The organism is Marinospirillum perlucidum, from assembly GCF_003336805.1.
Lineage (GTDB): Bacteria > Pseudomonadota > Gammaproteobacteria > Pseudomonadales > Halomonadaceae > Marinospirillum > Marinospirillum perlucidum.
In genome coordinates, this window is sequence record NZ_QFWJ01000013.1 from 37,921 (window position 1) to 52,995 (window position 15,075).

Genomic DNA, 15,075 nt, shown 5'->3' on the forward strand with positions numbered 1-15,075 from the left:
TAACAAAAATTCGCTGATTATTGTGAGGTCTTTACCGCTCGCCGCACCGGGGCAACGAAGGTCAGGGTGAAGCAGCTTCCCTGGCCGGGGGTGGATTGCAGAGCGAGGTGTCCTTGCAGCTGCTCGCTGAGTTCACTGCTGATCGCCAGCCCCAGCCCCAGGCTGGTAGCGGGGCTTTTCTGCTGGTTATTCAGACGATGGAAGGGTTGGAAAATCTTTTTCTGATCTGTTTCAGCAATGCCTGGTCCGGTATCGGCCACACTCATCTGGATTTCCACTTCCTGGTTGCCGGGTAGCAAGCGAGCTTTCAACCCCAGGGTTACACTGCCACTTTCAGTGAATTTAACTGCATTTTCGATCAAATTGCTCGCCAGTTGGAGCAAAAGGGTCAGATTGGCCTGGACTTCCCGACTCCTGAGCTGAGGGGCGGGCAAAAAGTGGAGTTTCAGCCCCTTGTGGTCAGCCGAGCGGGTAAAACTGCGTAAAAGCATCTCCAGAGACTCATTGATATCTTGCCAATGAAGAGCTTCTGTCTGGTCTTTGACCGGATGGTTGCCCTGGCGGGCCCTGGCAATCAGGTATTTGAGCAGATTCAGTAATTGCTGGGCAGAAGCATCAGCCACTCGGGCTTGTTGGCGCTGCTCAGGGTCGAGCCGCCCTTCCTGCAAGAGAGCCAGCATGCCAATGATGCCATTCAAGGGGGTACGTATTTCATGGCCCAGAAGGCTGAGAAAACGGGTATCTACCTGTCCTGGTTGGTATTTGCGTTCTTCCTGCAAATACCCCAGACGGGGAGCCAGCCACCAGATCACCAGAGAAAGCGGGATCAACAACAAAAACACTCCGAGAAATTGTTGGCCGAAGACCTGATAGCGGCTGGTGTAATCCTCTTCCACCAGCAGACAGAGTTGATGCTGGGGTAGCCAGCGGGCGGTGCCTCGTACTCTGACACCGCGGTGATCCAGATAAACGCCCTGCAAGGGGCGATTCTGCAAACAGGCATGCACCCCTCGGGTATGCGTTGGCCGGGGATAGGTGAAGTCTGCCGCTTCGTCGGGGTTCGGCGGGGTTATAAAGAAGTTGTATTTATTCACCAGGTAGCTACGAATTTGCGTCTGGCTGGATGAGTCTCCAGCAGCCATCAAGCGATTCAGTTTGCTTAAATCAGCCCTGGCTGCAATTACGCCGATCTTGAATTCCTGGGAGCCATCCGGTTGTTGCAAATGCAGGGGACGAGCCAGGGTCATGGCTGCCGACCTGAGGGTGACCGAATGATAGATATTCTGAATATAAGCCGTATGCTGGCCCTGGATAAAATAGCGGCGGGAGGCCTTGTTTTTACCCAGCTGTTCAGGATCACTGGAGTAGACCACCTGGCCGGCTGAATCCAGCATGAACACCTCGAGGAAAGGGCCAAAAGGGCTCAGGTAACTTTCCAGAGTCTCGTTAAGAAAATGATGTTGGTTAAAAACACTACTGGGATCCGGGGTCAGGTCATAGGGCTGGGTGACTGCTGCAGTGATCTTGGGCAGACGTGCCAGACGCAAGAGCGCCACATCCATCTGCTGAATCCAGTTCTGCAGTGCTTCTTCCTTGTAGTCAGCGAGGTTCTCCAGGCGCTGAGTCACCTCTTTTTCATATTGTCCCAGGCTGAAGAGGAAAAAAGGCAGGCTGACGAGTAATGCCAGAACCCAGACCCCTACGAGCAGGTGCAAGGCTTGTTGGCGGGATGGGGAGGTGGCCGGCATCAGTTATTGATATCCAGAAACTGGTTGGTAAAGGCCCGGTGGATATCAAAGGGTCTGGCGATCAATCCCTGGCGTAATAGATCTTCATAGAGGCGCTGCCAGTCATTGGCCTGCATCCAGCCCAGGGGCCCCAGGCCGGTATGAATCAGTGGTGCGGCCTGGTGCAGGAGATACTCCTGGTGGCCGGGGTGCTGATAGTCCTCATGCATATAGGGTTTGATTGCTGCCAGTGCCTGGTCAGGATGCTCGATCATATAGCGCCATCCCTTGAGGCTGGCTTGCACAAAAGCCTGGGTTGCCTGGGGTCGGGATTCAATCATGGACTGGGTGGTGATCAGGGTGTCGCCGTAGGTATCGACACCATAATCCTGGGGCAGCAGCAACTGATAATCGATGCCTCGTTGATCGAGGATATAGGTTTCATCCATGATGTAGATGGGGATGACATCGACTTCTTCCTGCAAAAAGGCATCCAGGGTCGAGGTTACGGGTACTCGCTCAATAACATCCTGTGGAAGGCCATTTTCAGCCAGGAGTGCGTTCATGAGGGTGGTGGTACCATCCGGCAGGCTGCCGACTCTTTTGCCCTGCAAATCAGCAGGGCTTTCCATATGCAGCTCACCTCTGGCTGCAAAAGCGATGGGGCTAATCCGAAAGATGGCAGCCAGGGCCACCAGCTCCTGACCATCGCCGCGGGCCTGAAGTACCTGATCAGGGCTATCGATTCCCAGATCGGCTTCGCCTTCTACCAACTGCTGGCGTACTGATTTCTGTGTCTGGTAGGGCAGAAAATCAACCTGGATGCCTTCTTCAGCGTAGTAGCCCAATTCCTCAGCCAGAAAGAAACCGGCAAACTGCGGGTTGGGTACCCAAACGAGCGCGACTTTTAACGGCCTGGCAGCAGATGGCTCAGCCGTTGTCTGCAGATGACTGGAAATCCAGCCTCCGACTAGAAGCATAAAGACTAAAAGAAGCAGCAGTTGGGGTAATCGCATTGCAGAAGTTTAACAGGAAGTGGGTGACCCTGAGAGAGGTAATCGTTAGAATGCATGCTTTTGAACAAGCATAGTGTAATTCTTTCATGTCCTTGAACTCTAGTTCTGCCGTTTCTTCTCCCCGTGTTGGTTTTGTCAGTCTGGGTTGCCCCAAAGCTTTGGTTGATTCCGAGCGTATTCTGACCCAATTAAGAGGTGAAGGCTACGATCTGGTTGCCAGCTATGAAGATGCTGATCTGGTCGTCGTCAACACCTGCGGTTTCATTGATGCGGCCAAAGCCGAATCCCTGCAAGCCATTGGAGAGGCCCTGCACGAGAACGGCAAGGTGATTGTTACCGGTTGCATGGGGGTGGATGAAAGCGCCATCCGTGAACTCCATCCCCAGGTTCTAGCGGTGACCGGTCCCCAGCAATATGAAGAAGTGGTCCAGGCTGTGCATGAACATCTGCCTCCCCAGGTGGATCATGACCCCTATATTGATCTGCTTCCTCCCCAGGGCATCAAGCTGACACCACGGCATTACTCCTATTTGAAGATCTCTGAAGGCTGCAATCATCGTTGCAGCTTCTGTATTATTCCTTCTTTGCGGGGGGATCTGGTTTCCCGCCCGATCGGGGAAGTCCTGGGCGAGGCTGAGCGTCTGGTGAATGCAGGCGTGGAAGAATTACTGGTTATTTCCCAGGATACCAGTGCCTATGGGGTGGATCTGAAATACCGTACCGGTTTTCACCAGGGACGCCCGGTCAAGACCCGCATGAAAGAACTCTGTGAAGAATTGGGCCAGTTGGGGCGCTGGATTCGCCTGCACTATGTTTATCCTTATCCGCATGTCAATGACATCCTGCCACTGATGGCTGAAGGCAAGATCCTGCCTTATCTGGATATTCCCTTCCAGCATGCCCATCCCGAAGTGCTCAAGGCCATGAAAAGGCCTGCTGCCAGTGAAAAAACACTGGAACGGATACGTAGCTGGCGGGAAGTCTGCCCGGATATCACCCTGCGCTCCACCTTTATTGTCGGTTTTCCCGGTGAAACAGAAGCGCATTTTGACTACCTGCTGGATTTTCTTGATGAAGCCCAGTTGGATCGGGTCGGCTGTTTTACCTATTCCGCCGTGGATGGGGCCACAGCCAATGATTTGCCCGGTGCGGTTCCCGAAGAGGTGAAAGAAGAACGTCTGGCTCGGTTCATGCAAAAACAGGCAGAAATCAGTGCCGCCAAATTGCAACAGAAAATCGGCAAGCGCCTGGAAGTCATGATCGATGAAGTGGGTGATGATGGCGCTGCTGCGCGAACCCAGGGCGATGCCCCGGAAATTGATGGCCAGCTCTTCCTGCTGGGCGAGACCCAGCTCAAGCCGGGTCAGCGGGTAGAGGTTGAGGTGACCGAGGCCGATGAGCACGACCTCTGGGGACGGTTGATTCAGGGACGGTAAAGCTTAAGAATTTTCTCGATACAGTAATCGATATGCTTCTGCATTTCTTCAGGGCTGGGGCTTTCCCCGGTCATGATGAACTTGGGACGGAAATAGGCATTGAGTGCACCCTGGATAAGAAGCGCGGCCTGATTGGCATCATCTATCACCAGGTTGCCGGCTGCATGCTGCCGAGTTAAGAATTCGACCAGCAATTTACGGTCTTTTTCCATACCTGCCTGAAAGAACATCTTGCCCAGATTAGGGAAGTGCAGGGCTTCAGCTACCATCATGCGAAAAAGCGCAGTGTCTTCAATGGATAGCAGATCAGAGATCAAGCCTTGGGCATAAGCGTGGAAGACAGCTTCCACCCGGTCACTGCTGATATCTTCTGAACGCATCTGCTCGTTTTCGCAGGTGCACAGGAGATTGACCACCTCCTCGAAAAGGGCGTCCTTGTTGCCAAAATAATTGTAGAGGGTTTGTTTGGCGACACCGGCTTCACAGGCGATCGTTTCCATGCTGGCATTTTGGTAGCCTTTTTGCAGAAACGCCTCGGAAGCGGCCTGAATAATTTGCTGACGCTTGTCTTGGCAAGTTTTGGTGGTACTTTGTTTTTTCACTGCGGACTAGTCCTCAAAACTAGTGAATACCCAGATTGGTTAAAGGGTTAGTGTAACAAACAAGCGTCCTCGCAGGGAGGGCGCAGATCAGTAACGAGGTGTTTTCATGCTGGACCTGGTGTCAGAGCGCTTGCTCTTGGCCTTTAACTGGCTGGATTGGCTGGCTTTAACCTGGTTTGTTCTCTGTTGGGCCTGGTATTACGAGTATTCACGCCGTCGTCAGCGCAGCAAGCGTTGCCTGGCTGGTGTGATGCACAGTTATCGTTATGACTGGATGACCCGTCTTTTAACCCGTGAAGCTCGTATTGCCGATGCCACTATCATGACCCATCTGGAACGCAATGGCGCCTTTTTTGCTTCCAGTGCTTTATTGATCCTGGCGGCCCTCTTTGGCTTGATGGGGGCGACGGATCGTGCCCTGGTGGTGCTGGCCGACCTGCCTTTTGCCGGTATTGAACCCACCCGCCTGGGGCTGGAGATCAAGCTGCTTCTGTTGATTGCCCTGTTTATCTACGCCTTTTTCACCTTTACCTGGTCAATGCGCCAATACAATTTCTGCGCCATTCTGATTGGCAGTGCCCCCACACCCAACGAGAAGGACGCCACGCCGGGGGCAAGAAAAATGTTTGCAGTCCAAGCTGCCAATGTTATCGATCTGGCTGCCAACCAGTTCAATTATGGTCTGAGGGCTTATTACTTTGGCCTGGCGCTTCTGGGCTGGTTTCTCCATCCACTGGCTTTTATCGTGGCTACAGCAGGGGTGGTCGGCGTCCTTTATCGCCGTGAATTTCATTCCAAGACACTTAAGGCCCTGGCTGCAGGGCGCGATCTGGATTTGACCTTCCGCGGCATCCTGCAAAAGGATGAACTCAATAGCGAGCCACCCAGCAATCAAGGTAAGCCTGACAAACAAGGCAACTAAGCGGAGCCGGGAGTAGCGTCATTTGTGCGCCTTCCCGGCAGCACGTAGAATAGGCAAACTTTTTTCGTGAAAACAAAAACCTCCAGAGAGCAGCCATGAGCCGGGAAGTGGATACACTAATGGCAGAAGCCGATCATCTTTGCCATCGACGCGGGTTACGATTAACGCCTACCCGTCGCCGGGTTCTGGAGTTGATTGTCGAAAGCCCCGGCGGGGCCAAGGCCTATGATCTGCTGGATGCGCTGACGGCTGAAAACCCATCGGCCAGGCCTCCGACCATTTACCGGGCCATAGATTTTCTACTCAATAACGGCCTGATCCATCGGATTGAATCCCTGAATGCCTATGTCAGCTGTACCTGTCCGGAACATGCCCAAGCCTACCAGTTGTTGATTTGTCAGGATTGCGGCCAAGTGCAGGAACTCCACGAACAAACCCTGGATGAACGCCTGGAAACAGCAGCCCAAAACCAGGGTTTCAAAGTCATTAGAAAAACTATCGAAGTGCAGGGAATCTGCCATACTTGTCAGCAAAAACAAGCCAGTTAATTTCGGAGCGACCACCATGCATGATCTTTTGATCACCCAGGCCACCCTGGTCAATGAAGGCCGGGTTCACCAGGCGGATGTTGCCATTAAAGACCAGCGTATCGCCAAAATCGCTAGTGACCTTTCTGCCGAAAAGGCCGCTCGGGTTATCGATGCCAAGGGGTTGCATCTACTGCCCGGCATGATTGACGACCAGGTGCATTTCCGGGAGCCGGGCTTAACCCACAAGGGCGATATTGCCACGGAATCAGCAGCAGCTGTTGCCGGCGGCATCACCACCTACATGGAAATGCCCAACGTCAATCCCCTGACCATTAATCGTCAGGCATTGGAAGACAAGTACACCCGCGCTGCCGGTCGCTCTCGCGCTAACTTTGCTTTTTATCTGGGGGCCAGTAATGACAACCTGGATGAAATCAAGAATCTGGATCCCCAGGCAGCCTGTGGTATCAAGGTGTTCATGGGCGCTTCAACCGGCAATATGCTGGTCGATAAGCCAGAAATTCTTGAAGGTATTTTCGCTTCAGCTCCCATTCTGGTGGCAACCCACTGCGAAGACACCCCGATGATCCAGGCCAATGAAGATGCGGCCCGGGAAAAATACGGGGAAGAGGTGCCCTTTACCGAGCATCCCGCCATTCGCTCGGAAGAAGCCTGCTGGAAATCCTCCTCCTATGCTGTGGAGCTGGCTAAAAAACACGGCACCCGACTGCACGTTTTACATATCACCACCGCCAGAGAACTGGAACTCTTTGAACCGGGTGAAATGCGTGGCAAACAGATCACTGCCGAAGCCTGTGTCCACCACCTCTGGTTCAGTGAAGAGGACTATCCCAGATTGGGAGCTCAGATTAAATGCAATCCGGCCATTAAGCGTAAAAAGGACCGAGATACTATCCTTCAGGCAGTCAAGGAAGGGCGCATTGATATTATCGCGACGGATCATGCCCCACATACCTGGGAAGAAAAGCAAAGAAGCTACTTCAAGGCTCCGGCAGGCCTGCCCTTGGTCCAGCATGCGCTACCCAGTCTTCTGGATCACTACCATGCCGGCCGCTTATCTCTGGAAACGATCGCACAGAAGGCCAGTCACAATCCGGCGGAAGCCTATCAGGTCAAGGATCGCGGCTATATTCGCGAAGGCTATTTTGCTGATCTGGTTCTGGTCGATCTTCAAGGCGAATCCCTGGTCGATAAAGCCAGTCTCTTTTACAAGTGTGGTTGGTCACCCTTTGAAGGTCACCTCTTTCAAAGCCGAATTTCAGCCACCCTGGTTAACGGCCAGATCGCTTATGAAAACGGGCAGTTGAGTGATGGCATCTTTGGCCAGCGCCTAACGTTTGACCGCTAAGGACAGAAGCCGGCTGGAATTCAGCCGGTTTTTGCTCTGCAAACAATCAAGAAGGTTTTATGGCTTCAAGTAACAGCTTTTGGAAAGAATTGGAAAAAGCACCCCGTGGCACTCATGAGAGCCTGAAAGCAACCCTCGACCAGTTGGCTTTTAATGATCAGGGTTTGATTGCGGCCATCGCCCAGCAGGAGGATAGCGGCGAAGTGCTCATGCAGGCCTGGATGAATCGTGAATCCCTGGAAATCACCTTGAAGGAAGGGCGGGCCTGTTATTGGTCACGTTCTCGCGGGAAACTCTGGCGCAAGGGTGAAAGTTCCGGTCAGGTGCAACTTCTCAAGGCTGTGCGAGTGGATTGTGATGGTGATGCTCTGCTGCTTCTGGTTGATCAGCAGGGGCCTGCTTGTCATACCGGGCGTCGCAGCTGCTTTTATATGGATTTAAAACCGGAAGGGCTAGAGGTCATCAAGGATGTGGATGTGGATCCTGCCAGCCTCTACGGCTAGATCCTTATGTTAACCCCGAAGGTTAGAAATGGCCTGCTTTGGCCATTAAGGCTGCTGGGCCAGTTGCTGAAAAAGCTGCTGATCGGGCTGGTGCGTTTTTACCAGTACTTTATCAGCCCACTAAAACCGCCCAGCTGCCGTTTTTATCCCACCTGCTCGCATTATGCCGAAGAGGCTTTGAGAATCCATGGGCCGATCAAGGGCTTGTGGCTCAGCATCAAGCGGGTAGGGCGCTGCCATCCTTTTCATCCGGGCGGGATTGATCTGGTTCCGGAAAAACAGGATAAGAACCAAGACGAAAATACCTGAACACTTTATTTTTCCGGCATTTCTTCCAGTTTCTTGATGAGAATATCGGCACAGCGAACAGCACTGTCGGCCATCACATCGGCACTGGCGTCATGGATAAAGTTTTTATCACTGGTGGATGCCAGCCCCTGCATGATCATCGCTGCAATCTGTTCTCTTTTGCTCAGGCCGGAGCCTGCACCTGCCAAAGATTCGTAGCTCATATCAAGTCAACTCCTGTATTGAATATTGAAGGAAGCAGCCGGGGCTAGTGCAGCCCCAGACGATTAGCTGGCCTTGGCCAGGGCAAAAATCCTCTCCAGCATAGCATGCAAACCATTGCTGCGGGTGGGGCTCAGATGCTGATCCAGACCCAGTTCCTTGAGAAAATCCGGAGGTGTATCCAGGATTTCCTGAGGCGTACGATCGCTGTAAATGCGCAGCAAGAGAGCAATCAAGCCGGAGACAATAGCGGCATCACTGATGGCATGCAGATGAATGCGTCCTTCCTTGATTTCCGGGCGTATCCAGACCTGGGATTGGCAGCCTTCAATCTTGTATTCCGGGGTTTTCCACTCATCCGGATAGTCAGGCAAGGCTTTGCCCAGATCGATAATATATTGGTAACGATCCATCCAGTCATCAAACATCTCAAATTCTTCCAGCAGTTCCTGCTGAGCTTCTTGTGCTGACACTTGTTTAGCTCCTAAAAAGGCGATTCTTCTTCATTCAGCGGGCGAACTTCCAGGCGCTCACTGTTGGCAATTCGAATATGCTGGCCATGACGGGTGGTAAAGGCCTTTTCCTGAAGGTCTTTTTTGTAGACCTCGTAAACATCATCCTGTCCGGAAACCGGGTTGACGACCCGAACTTCCAAAAGGGTGTGCTTGTCCTGCCAGTCATAATAGGCATAACCACCACTGGCCAGAAGGGCGACGGCCACCACCAGAAAGACGAATACCTTGGCAAAACGCACCCGGTCAGGGTGTTCCAGCTGACCGGCCAAGGGTTGCTGGGGAGCTCTTTGTTGGTGGTTTGACTCCTGCTGTCTTAATTGTTTCTTCCAGTAGAAGTAGGTCACGGCCAAAACCAGGCCAGTGATCAAAATTTTTCCCAGCATCCGCGCTTATCTCTCAAGTCTGCAGGCCTATAAAGATGGCCAGTCTAGCAGATTTTAGTCCTGCTGGCTGTCCGTCCAGGGAGCCTGCCAAGCCTGCTTGTCATTTTCTTTTTGCCAGGCTTCCTCTTCCTCGTGCATATAGATACGAGTAGTCGCCAGGCTGGCATGACGAGCATTTCTGGCCAGAAAACGCAGCTCCACCCCGGCATCAGCCTGGTGCGTAATCGAGGTATGCCGAAACCAGTGGGTTGAGGTTTTGGCCAGGCGTTCTGCGATTTCCGGCTGTTTTCCCGCAAAGGCACGGCTGGCCTCATCAGTCAGATCCTTCATGGTGCGGTAAATCATGTTGGCAGAGATACCCTTATTGCCTTGCAGATCGCGTATAACCGGACTGGAATCTTCCTGTGAGGGCAGGGGTGAACAACCCAGAAACTCGCGGTAGCGTTTCAGTGCAGCAATCAGTGCTTTGCTCACCGGGATTTCAGCATACTTCTGGCCCTTGCCCTCCACGGCCCACCACCAGTGGCCGCGACGTTGAAAGAAATCATTCATACGCGCATTGGCCACTTCATGCACACGAGGCGCCAGGAGGTACAAAAAAGCCAGTAGAAGCCGCCAGCGCTCCAGCTGACGTTGCCGTTTGACGCTGTCTGCAGGCTGGTGTTGCAAAAAATCCACCAATGCTTCCCAGGTTTCCTGATCCAGGTGCCTCTCTCTGACCTGACGAGCCTCCTGGCGAATTTCCTTTTGTCGAACCAGCGCCAAAGGATTGCCTGCCAGATAGCCAGCCGAATGCAGATAATGAAAAAGCCCCTTGAGGATGCGTAAGGCATGTTGCTGGCTGCTGCGACTTAACCCGCCTTTAAAGGGTTTCCAGTCAGCACTATGGCGCGGTGCCCGGCCATGGCCACACCAACGGGCTGTAGGCTGTGGGTCCTGCAGAAAGCGTTGATAGTCAGCCAGATCATCCCGGTTAAGGCTGGAGAAAGCCTTGCCCTTTTCTATCCAGCACCAGAGCAAGAGGCGCTCCGCTTCTTTTCTATAGGTTCTGAACGTCTGTGGCTGTTCCTGGTATTCCAATAGCCAGGACTGCACAGCCTCCAGGTCGGTCTGGGCAGCCAACTGACAGGGAACATTTAATGCGGGCCGGTTGCTGCCATAACGGCCTGACAATTCCTCGGGCAATTCCGGTAAACGCTCCAGTGGCACCAAGGGCAAAGCCTGGGTGGTTGGCTTGATCTGCGTGGCCATATTGGTTCCTGAAAGCATGGGTTTGTCTGCATTTTATCTGTAACGGAGCTGCCTTTCCAGCATTCATGATAATTACGGTTATCATGAATAGAGCAGCTATATCGTATTATATTTTACTTTTTACGTAAAACGTAATATTATCCTTAAAAACTTGAGCCAAGGCTTCAAAGCCTAGATAACACCAAGGTTCCTCCCCCGATAAATCCAGGAGATGCATCATGGCCAGAAAAGGTGTCGAATATGCTGAGGTGGTTGCCACGATCCAACAGCTGCATCGTCAAGGTGAAAACCCGACTGTTCAGAGGATTCGTGAACACCTGGGGCGTGGTAGCTTTACCACTCTCAGCGAGCATCTGCGTACTTGGCGTGAAGAGCAGCGACAAGCAGGCCCTTTGCAACATGAAGGCAAGGAACAGCCACCGGAAGCCTTGCTGGAGCTGACACAACAGCTATGGCAACAGGCTTGTAATCAGGCAGAAGAAAAATTGCAGCAATATCGTCAGGCCGCAGATGAACAGATACGCCAGGCGCTGGAAGAAAAGCATCAGGCCCTAGAAAAAGTACAGCTGAGTGAAGAGCGCAATCATCTCCTGACATCTCAAAATGCTCAGCTACAGGAAGAAAAGCATCAGCAAACTGTGGCCAGAACGCGTCTGGAAGAAGAAAATCGCCATCAGGAAAAGAAAATCGAATCCCTGAGCCAGGAACACCAGCTTCTGGAACAGGAGTTAAATGCCGGCAAGTTGTTGTTGGCTCAGCGTCAGGAAGAACATCAGGCAGAGATAGAGCGCCTGCATCAGGAGTATCAAACCAGCCTGGAAAAAGAGCAGGAACGCAATGAAGCCCATCAGCAGCGCTGGATGCAGGAAGTGGATCTGGCCCGCCAGGAGGCTCGGGAACTTAAAAGCGAAATGGCTGCTAAACAGCAAACCTGGCAGGAAGAAACCAAGGAGCTGCATGCACAGCTAAAACAATACCAAGGCAAGCTGGAAGCAAGCAGCCAGCAAAGGCTTCAACTTGAAGAAAAAACTCGGGACCAACAAACCCGACTGCACGACCTGGAAGTGACTCAACAGGAACTGATGCAGAAAAATGAAGCCGTCTTGCTAGAAACCCAAGCCAAGCAGGCTGAGCTGGTGGATCTTAAAAAACAGCTGGAAGAAAAAGGCCAGCAATTAAGACTGGCCCGAAAAGAATTGGAGAAAGCCAGGGCAAAGCGCAGCTCTCCCCTGATCATGACACCCTAAGTCTGGTGATCACGAATAACCATCACCGAGATTTCTGCCCTTTCCACCACCCGTGCAGCCGTAGAGCCGAGGAAAAAGCGCTCAACTGCTTTAGGGCTATGACTGGGGATGACGATCAGATCAGCCCCTACCCTTTTGGCCTCCTGCAAAATCTGCTTGTAAGGCTTGCCTTCAACAGCATGAAGCTTGACTTGAAGGCCGTCGGGAATAAAAGGCTCTACCAGGTCGGTGAGCTGCTGATAGACTTCCTTGAGCAGCTGGTCCAAATCCTTTTGCGGGAAATAGCTGGCCACGACCGGCGACCCAAACCCGGGCAAGACACTGAGCACATGCAGGCAACTGTCATGGGTTTTAGCCAGATCAACAGCTGCTTGAATCGCCTTTTTCGATTCCTGGCCTTCGCTGATATCCAGCGGTAATAAAATCTGCTTAAACATAATCATCAGGCCTCGCTGGACATTTTGGGGGTTTCTTCTTCACGTCTGGCACGGGCTTTCTGCAACCAGCCAATCAGACCCAAAAGCAGGAGCGGAGGCAAGAGCATCCATTCCTTCGCCGGTCTTTCCCGGTCTCTTTCTACACCGGTGATCTCCCAGCCAAAATCGATACCCAGTGCCTGGGCAGGTGAATCCCAGGTGACCATATCGACAATAACTTCCGTTTCAGTGACCTGCAGCATCAAGCCAGCTTCTTCCAGTCTTGCCTGCCCCTCCCCGGCATCACCCAGAGGCAAGCGAACCACCTTACTGACTTCACGTCCATCCAGGCTTTCACCTTCCACCCAGATACGCAGCCCCTGATCTTCAGGTACCCGCTCCGCTGCTTCCAGTATCTGGGTTGCAGGCAAGCGATCTACCGGTGGATACACCATATCCCACCAGAAACCGGGCCTGAAAAGCGTAAAGGCTATCAGTAACATGGCCAGAGTTTCCCACCAGCGATTGCGGGTCAGCCAGAAATTCTGGGTGGCTGCAGCAAAGACCAGCATGGCCAGGGTGGCTCCAAATACCACGGTTATAAAGTGGAACCAGTTGGTGATATCAATCAGCAAGAGGTTGGTATTGAAGATAAACATAAAGGGCAAAATGGCCGTACGTATGTCGTAGGTAAAACCCTGGACACCGGTTTTAATCGGATCAGCCTTGGCGACAGCAGCCGCTGCATAGGCGGCCAAGCCCACCGGCGGAGTATCATCGGCCAGAATGCCAAAATAGAAGACAAACAGATGAACAGCGATCAAGGGAACCAGAAGACCGTTCTGCGCCCCCAGCTCTACAATCACCGGCGCCATCAAGGTGGATACCACGATATAGTTGGCTGTGGTCGGTAGGCCCATCCCCAGAATCAGGCTGATTACGGCAGTGAAAAACAGGATCAACATCAGGCTGCCGCCAGAGATGAACTCCACAAAGTCCGTCATCACCAGACCTATGCCTGTCAGGGTCACCGTACCCACCACAATACCCGCTGCGGCCGTGGCCACCCCGATAGCAATCATGTTACGCGCCCCGGCAATCAAGCCCTCGTAAAGGTCTACCAAGCCATCACGAAAGGCTTTTTTGGGCTCCAGCAACTGCTTCTGGTTACGACGATTACGGAACCAGGCTTGTAGAGGCCGGTGGGTTACCACGATAAAAATCATGAAGATGGTGGCCCAAAAAGCAGCAACGCCAGGTGAAAAGCGTTCAACAGCCAGACACCAGACCAGAATGACGACGGGCAGCAGAAAATAAAGGCCGGATTTGACCGTTGGCCCCACCTCCGGCAATTCCATAACAGGGCTTTCTGGATCATCCATGCTCAGTTCGGGATATTTGCAGGCATAAGCCACCAGTGCAAAATAAACCAACAGAGTCAGAAGCAGCACGACGGCCAACGCCCAACTGCCAAAAATCAGTTTGATCCAGCCTATGCCATAGTAAACCGCCAGGGACAGGATACAGATCCCCAGAATCGTGCCCACAAAACTGGTCAGACTATGCAAAAGTGTGGGTTTATAACGCCGTGGAATCCCTTCCATTCTGGCCTTACTGGCTTCCAGATGAACGATATAAATCAGGGCGATATAAGAGATTAATGCCGGCAGGATGGCATGCTTGATTACATCCAGATAGGGAATACCGACATATTCCACCATCAAAAAGGCCGCTGCCCCCATAATTGGCGGTGTCAGCTGACCATTGGTTGAGGAGGCTACCTCAACAGCACCTGCTTTGGTGGGCGGAAAACCGACTCGCTTCATCAGCGGAATGGTAAAGGTGCCGGTAGTAACCACATTGGCAATGGAAGAACCGGAAATAATGCCAGACATGCCCGAAGCCACAACAGCGGCCTTGGCTGGCCCACCTTTCATGTGACCTAAAAGAGAAAAGGCGACCTTGATAAAATAATTGCCCGCCCCTGCTTTTTCCAGAAGCGCACCAAAAAGTACAAACAAGAAGACAAAACTGACGGATACGCCGACAGCCACCCCAAACACCCCTTCGGAAGTCAGCCATTGATGGGATAACAAGCGTTCCAGACTGGCGCCCTGATGAGAAATCACATCAGGAAAATAGGGGCCAAAATAGGTGTAAATCAGAAAAACACCGGCCACCACCATCAAAGGGGGGCCTAATGCACGCCGGGTGGCTTCCAGCAAAAGCACCATACCCATACCGGCAAAGACCAGATCGGTGGTAATGGGTATGCCTGGACGAGTGGCCAGGGCCTCATAGGCAAAAACCAGATAGAGGGCAGAAGCCGAGCCGGCCAGTGCGAACAACCAGTCATGCCAGGGAATACGGTTTTGCGGTGAATGTTTGAAGGCCGGATAGGCCAGAAAAGCCAGAAAGATGGCAAAAGCCAGATGAATAGGTCTGGCAAACGATGAGCTGATCAATGAAAAGGGTGATGCATACCATAGCTGAAACAAGGACCAGCAAAGAGCAACCAGTAAAACCAACTTGCCCGCCAGCCCGGCTGGATGGCGGGCACCGCTTTCCGCTTCTACCAGCTTGCTGGCATCCTGCTCAGCAGATTCGTCGATACTGATGTCTTTCCTGTTATTGTTTTCAGTCATCCT

16 protein-coding genes are annotated in these 15,075 nt (G+C 52.6%); 7 read left to right on the forward strand and 9 right to left on the reverse strand.

Translation table 11 applies throughout. From position 1 onward, the window contains the following. Positions 1-17: 17 nt before the first annotated feature. Both DFK18_RS13615 and DFK18_RS13620 read right to left on the reverse strand, forming a co-directional pair. Complete coding sequence (locus tag DFK18_RS13615) at positions 18-1,748, reverse strand: sensor histidine kinase (protein WP_114418821.1); 1,731 nt, start codon at positions 1,746-1,748, stop codon at positions 18-20. Further along, positions 1,748-2,743 carry an ABC transporter substrate-binding protein gene (locus tag DFK18_RS13620; protein WP_114418822.1) on the reverse strand — a complete coding sequence of 332 codons (996 nt, stop codon included), beginning with the start codon at positions 2,741-2,743 and terminating at the stop codon, positions 1,748-1,750. Before DFK18_RS13620 ends, DFK18_RS13615 begins: the two co-directional genes overlap by 1 nt. Before the next feature lie 86 nt (positions 2,744-2,829). Here DFK18_RS13620 and rimO point away from each other — a divergent pair, with 86 nt between their 5' ends. Then, entirely contained in the window at positions 2,830-4,179 is a 1,350-nt protein-coding gene (gene rimO / locus DFK18_RS13625) for a 30S ribosomal protein S12 methylthiotransferase RimO (protein ID WP_114418823.1), read from the forward strand. Here rimO and DFK18_RS13630 read toward each other — a convergent pair. Continuing rightward, entirely contained in the window at positions 4,167-4,781 is a 615-nt protein-coding gene (locus DFK18_RS13630; RefSeq protein ID WP_114418824.1) for a TetR/AcrR family transcriptional regulator, read from the reverse strand. The genes rimO and DFK18_RS13630 overlap by 13 nt on opposite strands. Positions 4,782-4,887: 106 nt before the next feature. Between DFK18_RS13630 and DFK18_RS13635 the strand changes: the two genes are divergently transcribed. The 5 genes from DFK18_RS13635 to yidD all read left to right on the forward strand — a co-directional run bounded on the left by DFK18_RS13635 (position 4,888) and on the right by yidD (position 8,414). Then, complete coding sequence (locus DFK18_RS13635) at positions 4,888-5,703, forward strand: DUF599 domain-containing protein (protein ID WP_114418825.1); 816 nt, start codon at positions 4,888-4,890, stop codon at positions 5,701-5,703. A 95-nt stretch (positions 5,704-5,798) separates the two neighbouring features. Beyond that, entirely contained in the window at positions 5,799-6,251 is a 453-nt protein-coding gene (locus DFK18_RS13640) for a transcriptional repressor (protein WP_114418826.1), read from the forward strand. 16 nt (positions 6,252-6,267) lie between these two features. Next, on the forward strand, positions 6,268-7,602 hold the full coding sequence (locus DFK18_RS13645; RefSeq protein ID WP_114418827.1) for a dihydroorotase: 1,335 nt from the start codon (positions 6,268-6,270) through the stop codon (positions 7,600-7,602). Between the two features lie 59 nt (positions 7,603-7,661). Continuing rightward, positions 7,662-8,105, forward strand: coding sequence for a phosphoribosyl-AMP cyclohydrolase (gene hisI / locus DFK18_RS13650; protein ID WP_114418828.1), 444 nt, complete (start codon positions 7,662-7,664; stop codon positions 8,103-8,105). 6 nt (positions 8,106-8,111) lie between these two features. Then, on the forward strand, positions 8,112-8,414 hold the full coding sequence (gene yidD / locus DFK18_RS13655) for a membrane protein insertion efficiency factor YidD (RefSeq protein WP_178006192.1): 303 nt from the start codon (positions 8,112-8,114) through the stop codon (positions 8,412-8,414). Between the two features lie 5 nt (positions 8,415-8,419). Here the strand turns inward: yidD and DFK18_RS13660 are convergent, their stop codons facing one another. From DFK18_RS13660 to DFK18_RS13675, 4 genes are all read right to left on the reverse strand, one after another. Then, complete coding sequence (locus tag DFK18_RS13660) at positions 8,420-8,617, reverse strand: hypothetical protein (protein ID WP_114418829.1); 198 nt, start codon at positions 8,615-8,617, stop codon at positions 8,420-8,422. A gap of 63 nt (positions 8,618-8,680) precedes the next feature. After that, positions 8,681-9,088 carry a SufE family protein gene (locus DFK18_RS13665; RefSeq protein ID WP_245944403.1) on the reverse strand — a complete coding sequence of 136 codons (408 nt, stop codon included), beginning with the start codon at positions 9,086-9,088 and terminating at the stop codon, positions 8,681-8,683. A gap of 11 nt (positions 9,089-9,099) precedes the next feature. Then, positions 9,100-9,513 (reverse strand): hypothetical protein, encoded by a 414-nt coding sequence (locus DFK18_RS13670; protein ID WP_114418830.1) that lies wholly within the window; start codon positions 9,511-9,513, stop codon positions 9,100-9,102. A gap of 54 nt (positions 9,514-9,567) precedes the next feature. Beyond that, on the reverse strand, positions 9,568-10,764 hold the full coding sequence (locus DFK18_RS13675; protein WP_114418831.1) for a tyrosine-type recombinase/integrase: 1,197 nt from the start codon (positions 10,762-10,764) through the stop codon (positions 9,568-9,570). A gap of 218 nt (positions 10,765-10,982) precedes the next feature. Here DFK18_RS13675 and DFK18_RS13680 point away from each other — a divergent pair, with 218 nt between their 5' ends. Further along, positions 10,983-12,011, forward strand: a complete 1,029-nt coding sequence (locus DFK18_RS13680; protein ID WP_114418832.1) for a DNA-binding protein — start codon at positions 10,983-10,985, stop codon at positions 12,009-12,011. Here DFK18_RS13680 and DFK18_RS13685 read toward each other — a convergent pair. Then, positions 12,008-12,448, reverse strand: coding sequence for a universal stress protein (locus tag DFK18_RS13685; protein ID WP_162299789.1), 441 nt, complete (start codon positions 12,446-12,448; stop codon positions 12,008-12,010). The two genes, DFK18_RS13680 and DFK18_RS13685, sit on opposite strands and share 4 nt — an antisense overlap. Before the next feature lie 5 nt (positions 12,449-12,453). Beyond that, a complete protein-coding gene (locus DFK18_RS13690; RefSeq protein ID WP_114418834.1) occupies positions 12,454-15,072 on the reverse strand; it encodes a TRAP transporter permease in 2,619 nt (872 codons plus the stop codon). Positions 15,073-15,075: the final 3 nt, after the last annotated feature.

Excerpts from the sequence above, each read along its gene's own strand:
- DFK18_RS13615 (WP_114418821.1), bottom strand. The coding sequence starts at position 1,748 with ATGCCGGCCACCTCCCCATCCCGCCAACAAGCCTTGCACCTGCTCGTA.
- DFK18_RS13620 (WP_114418822.1), bottom strand. The coding sequence starts at position 2,743 with ATGCGATTACCCCAACTGCTGCTTCTTTTAGTCTTTATGCTTCTAGTC.
- rimO (WP_114418823.1), top strand. The coding sequence starts at position 2,830 with ATGTCCTTGAACTCTAGTTCTGCCGTTTCTTCTCCCCGTGTTGGTTTT.
- DFK18_RS13635 (WP_114418825.1), top strand. The coding sequence starts at position 4,888 with ATGCTGGACCTGGTGTCAGAGCGCTTGCTCTTGGCCTTTAACTGGCTG.
- DFK18_RS13640 (WP_114418826.1), top strand. The coding sequence starts at position 5,799 with ATGAGCCGGGAAGTGGATACACTAATGGCAGAAGCCGATCATCTTTGC.
- DFK18_RS13645 (WP_114418827.1), top strand. The coding sequence starts at position 6,268 with ATGCATGATCTTTTGATCACCCAGGCCACCCTGGTCAATGAAGGCCGG.
- hisI (WP_114418828.1), top strand. The coding sequence starts at position 7,662 with ATGGCTTCAAGTAACAGCTTTTGGAAAGAATTGGAAAAAGCACCCCGT.
- yidD (WP_178006192.1), top strand. The coding sequence starts at position 8,112 with ATGTTAACCCCGAAGGTTAGAAATGGCCTGCTTTGGCCATTAAGGCTG.
- DFK18_RS13660 (WP_114418829.1), bottom strand. The coding sequence starts at position 8,617 with ATGAGCTACGAATCTTTGGCAGGTGCAGGCTCCGGCCTGAGCAAAAGA.
- DFK18_RS13670 (WP_114418830.1), bottom strand. The coding sequence starts at position 9,513 with ATGCTGGGAAAAATTTTGATCACTGGCCTGGTTTTGGCCGTGACCTAC.
- DFK18_RS13675 (WP_114418831.1), bottom strand. The coding sequence starts at position 10,764 with ATGGCCACGCAGATCAAGCCAACCACCCAGGCTTTGCCCTTGGTGCCA.
- DFK18_RS13680 (WP_114418832.1), top strand. The coding sequence starts at position 10,983 with ATGGCCAGAAAAGGTGTCGAATATGCTGAGGTGGTTGCCACGATCCAA.
- DFK18_RS13685 (WP_162299789.1), bottom strand. The coding sequence starts at position 12,448 with ATGTTTAAGCAGATTTTATTACCGCTGGATATCAGCGAAGGCCAGGAA.
- DFK18_RS13690 (WP_114418834.1), bottom strand. The coding sequence starts at position 15,072 with ATGACTGAAAACAATAACAGGAAAGACATCAGTATCGACGAATCTGCT.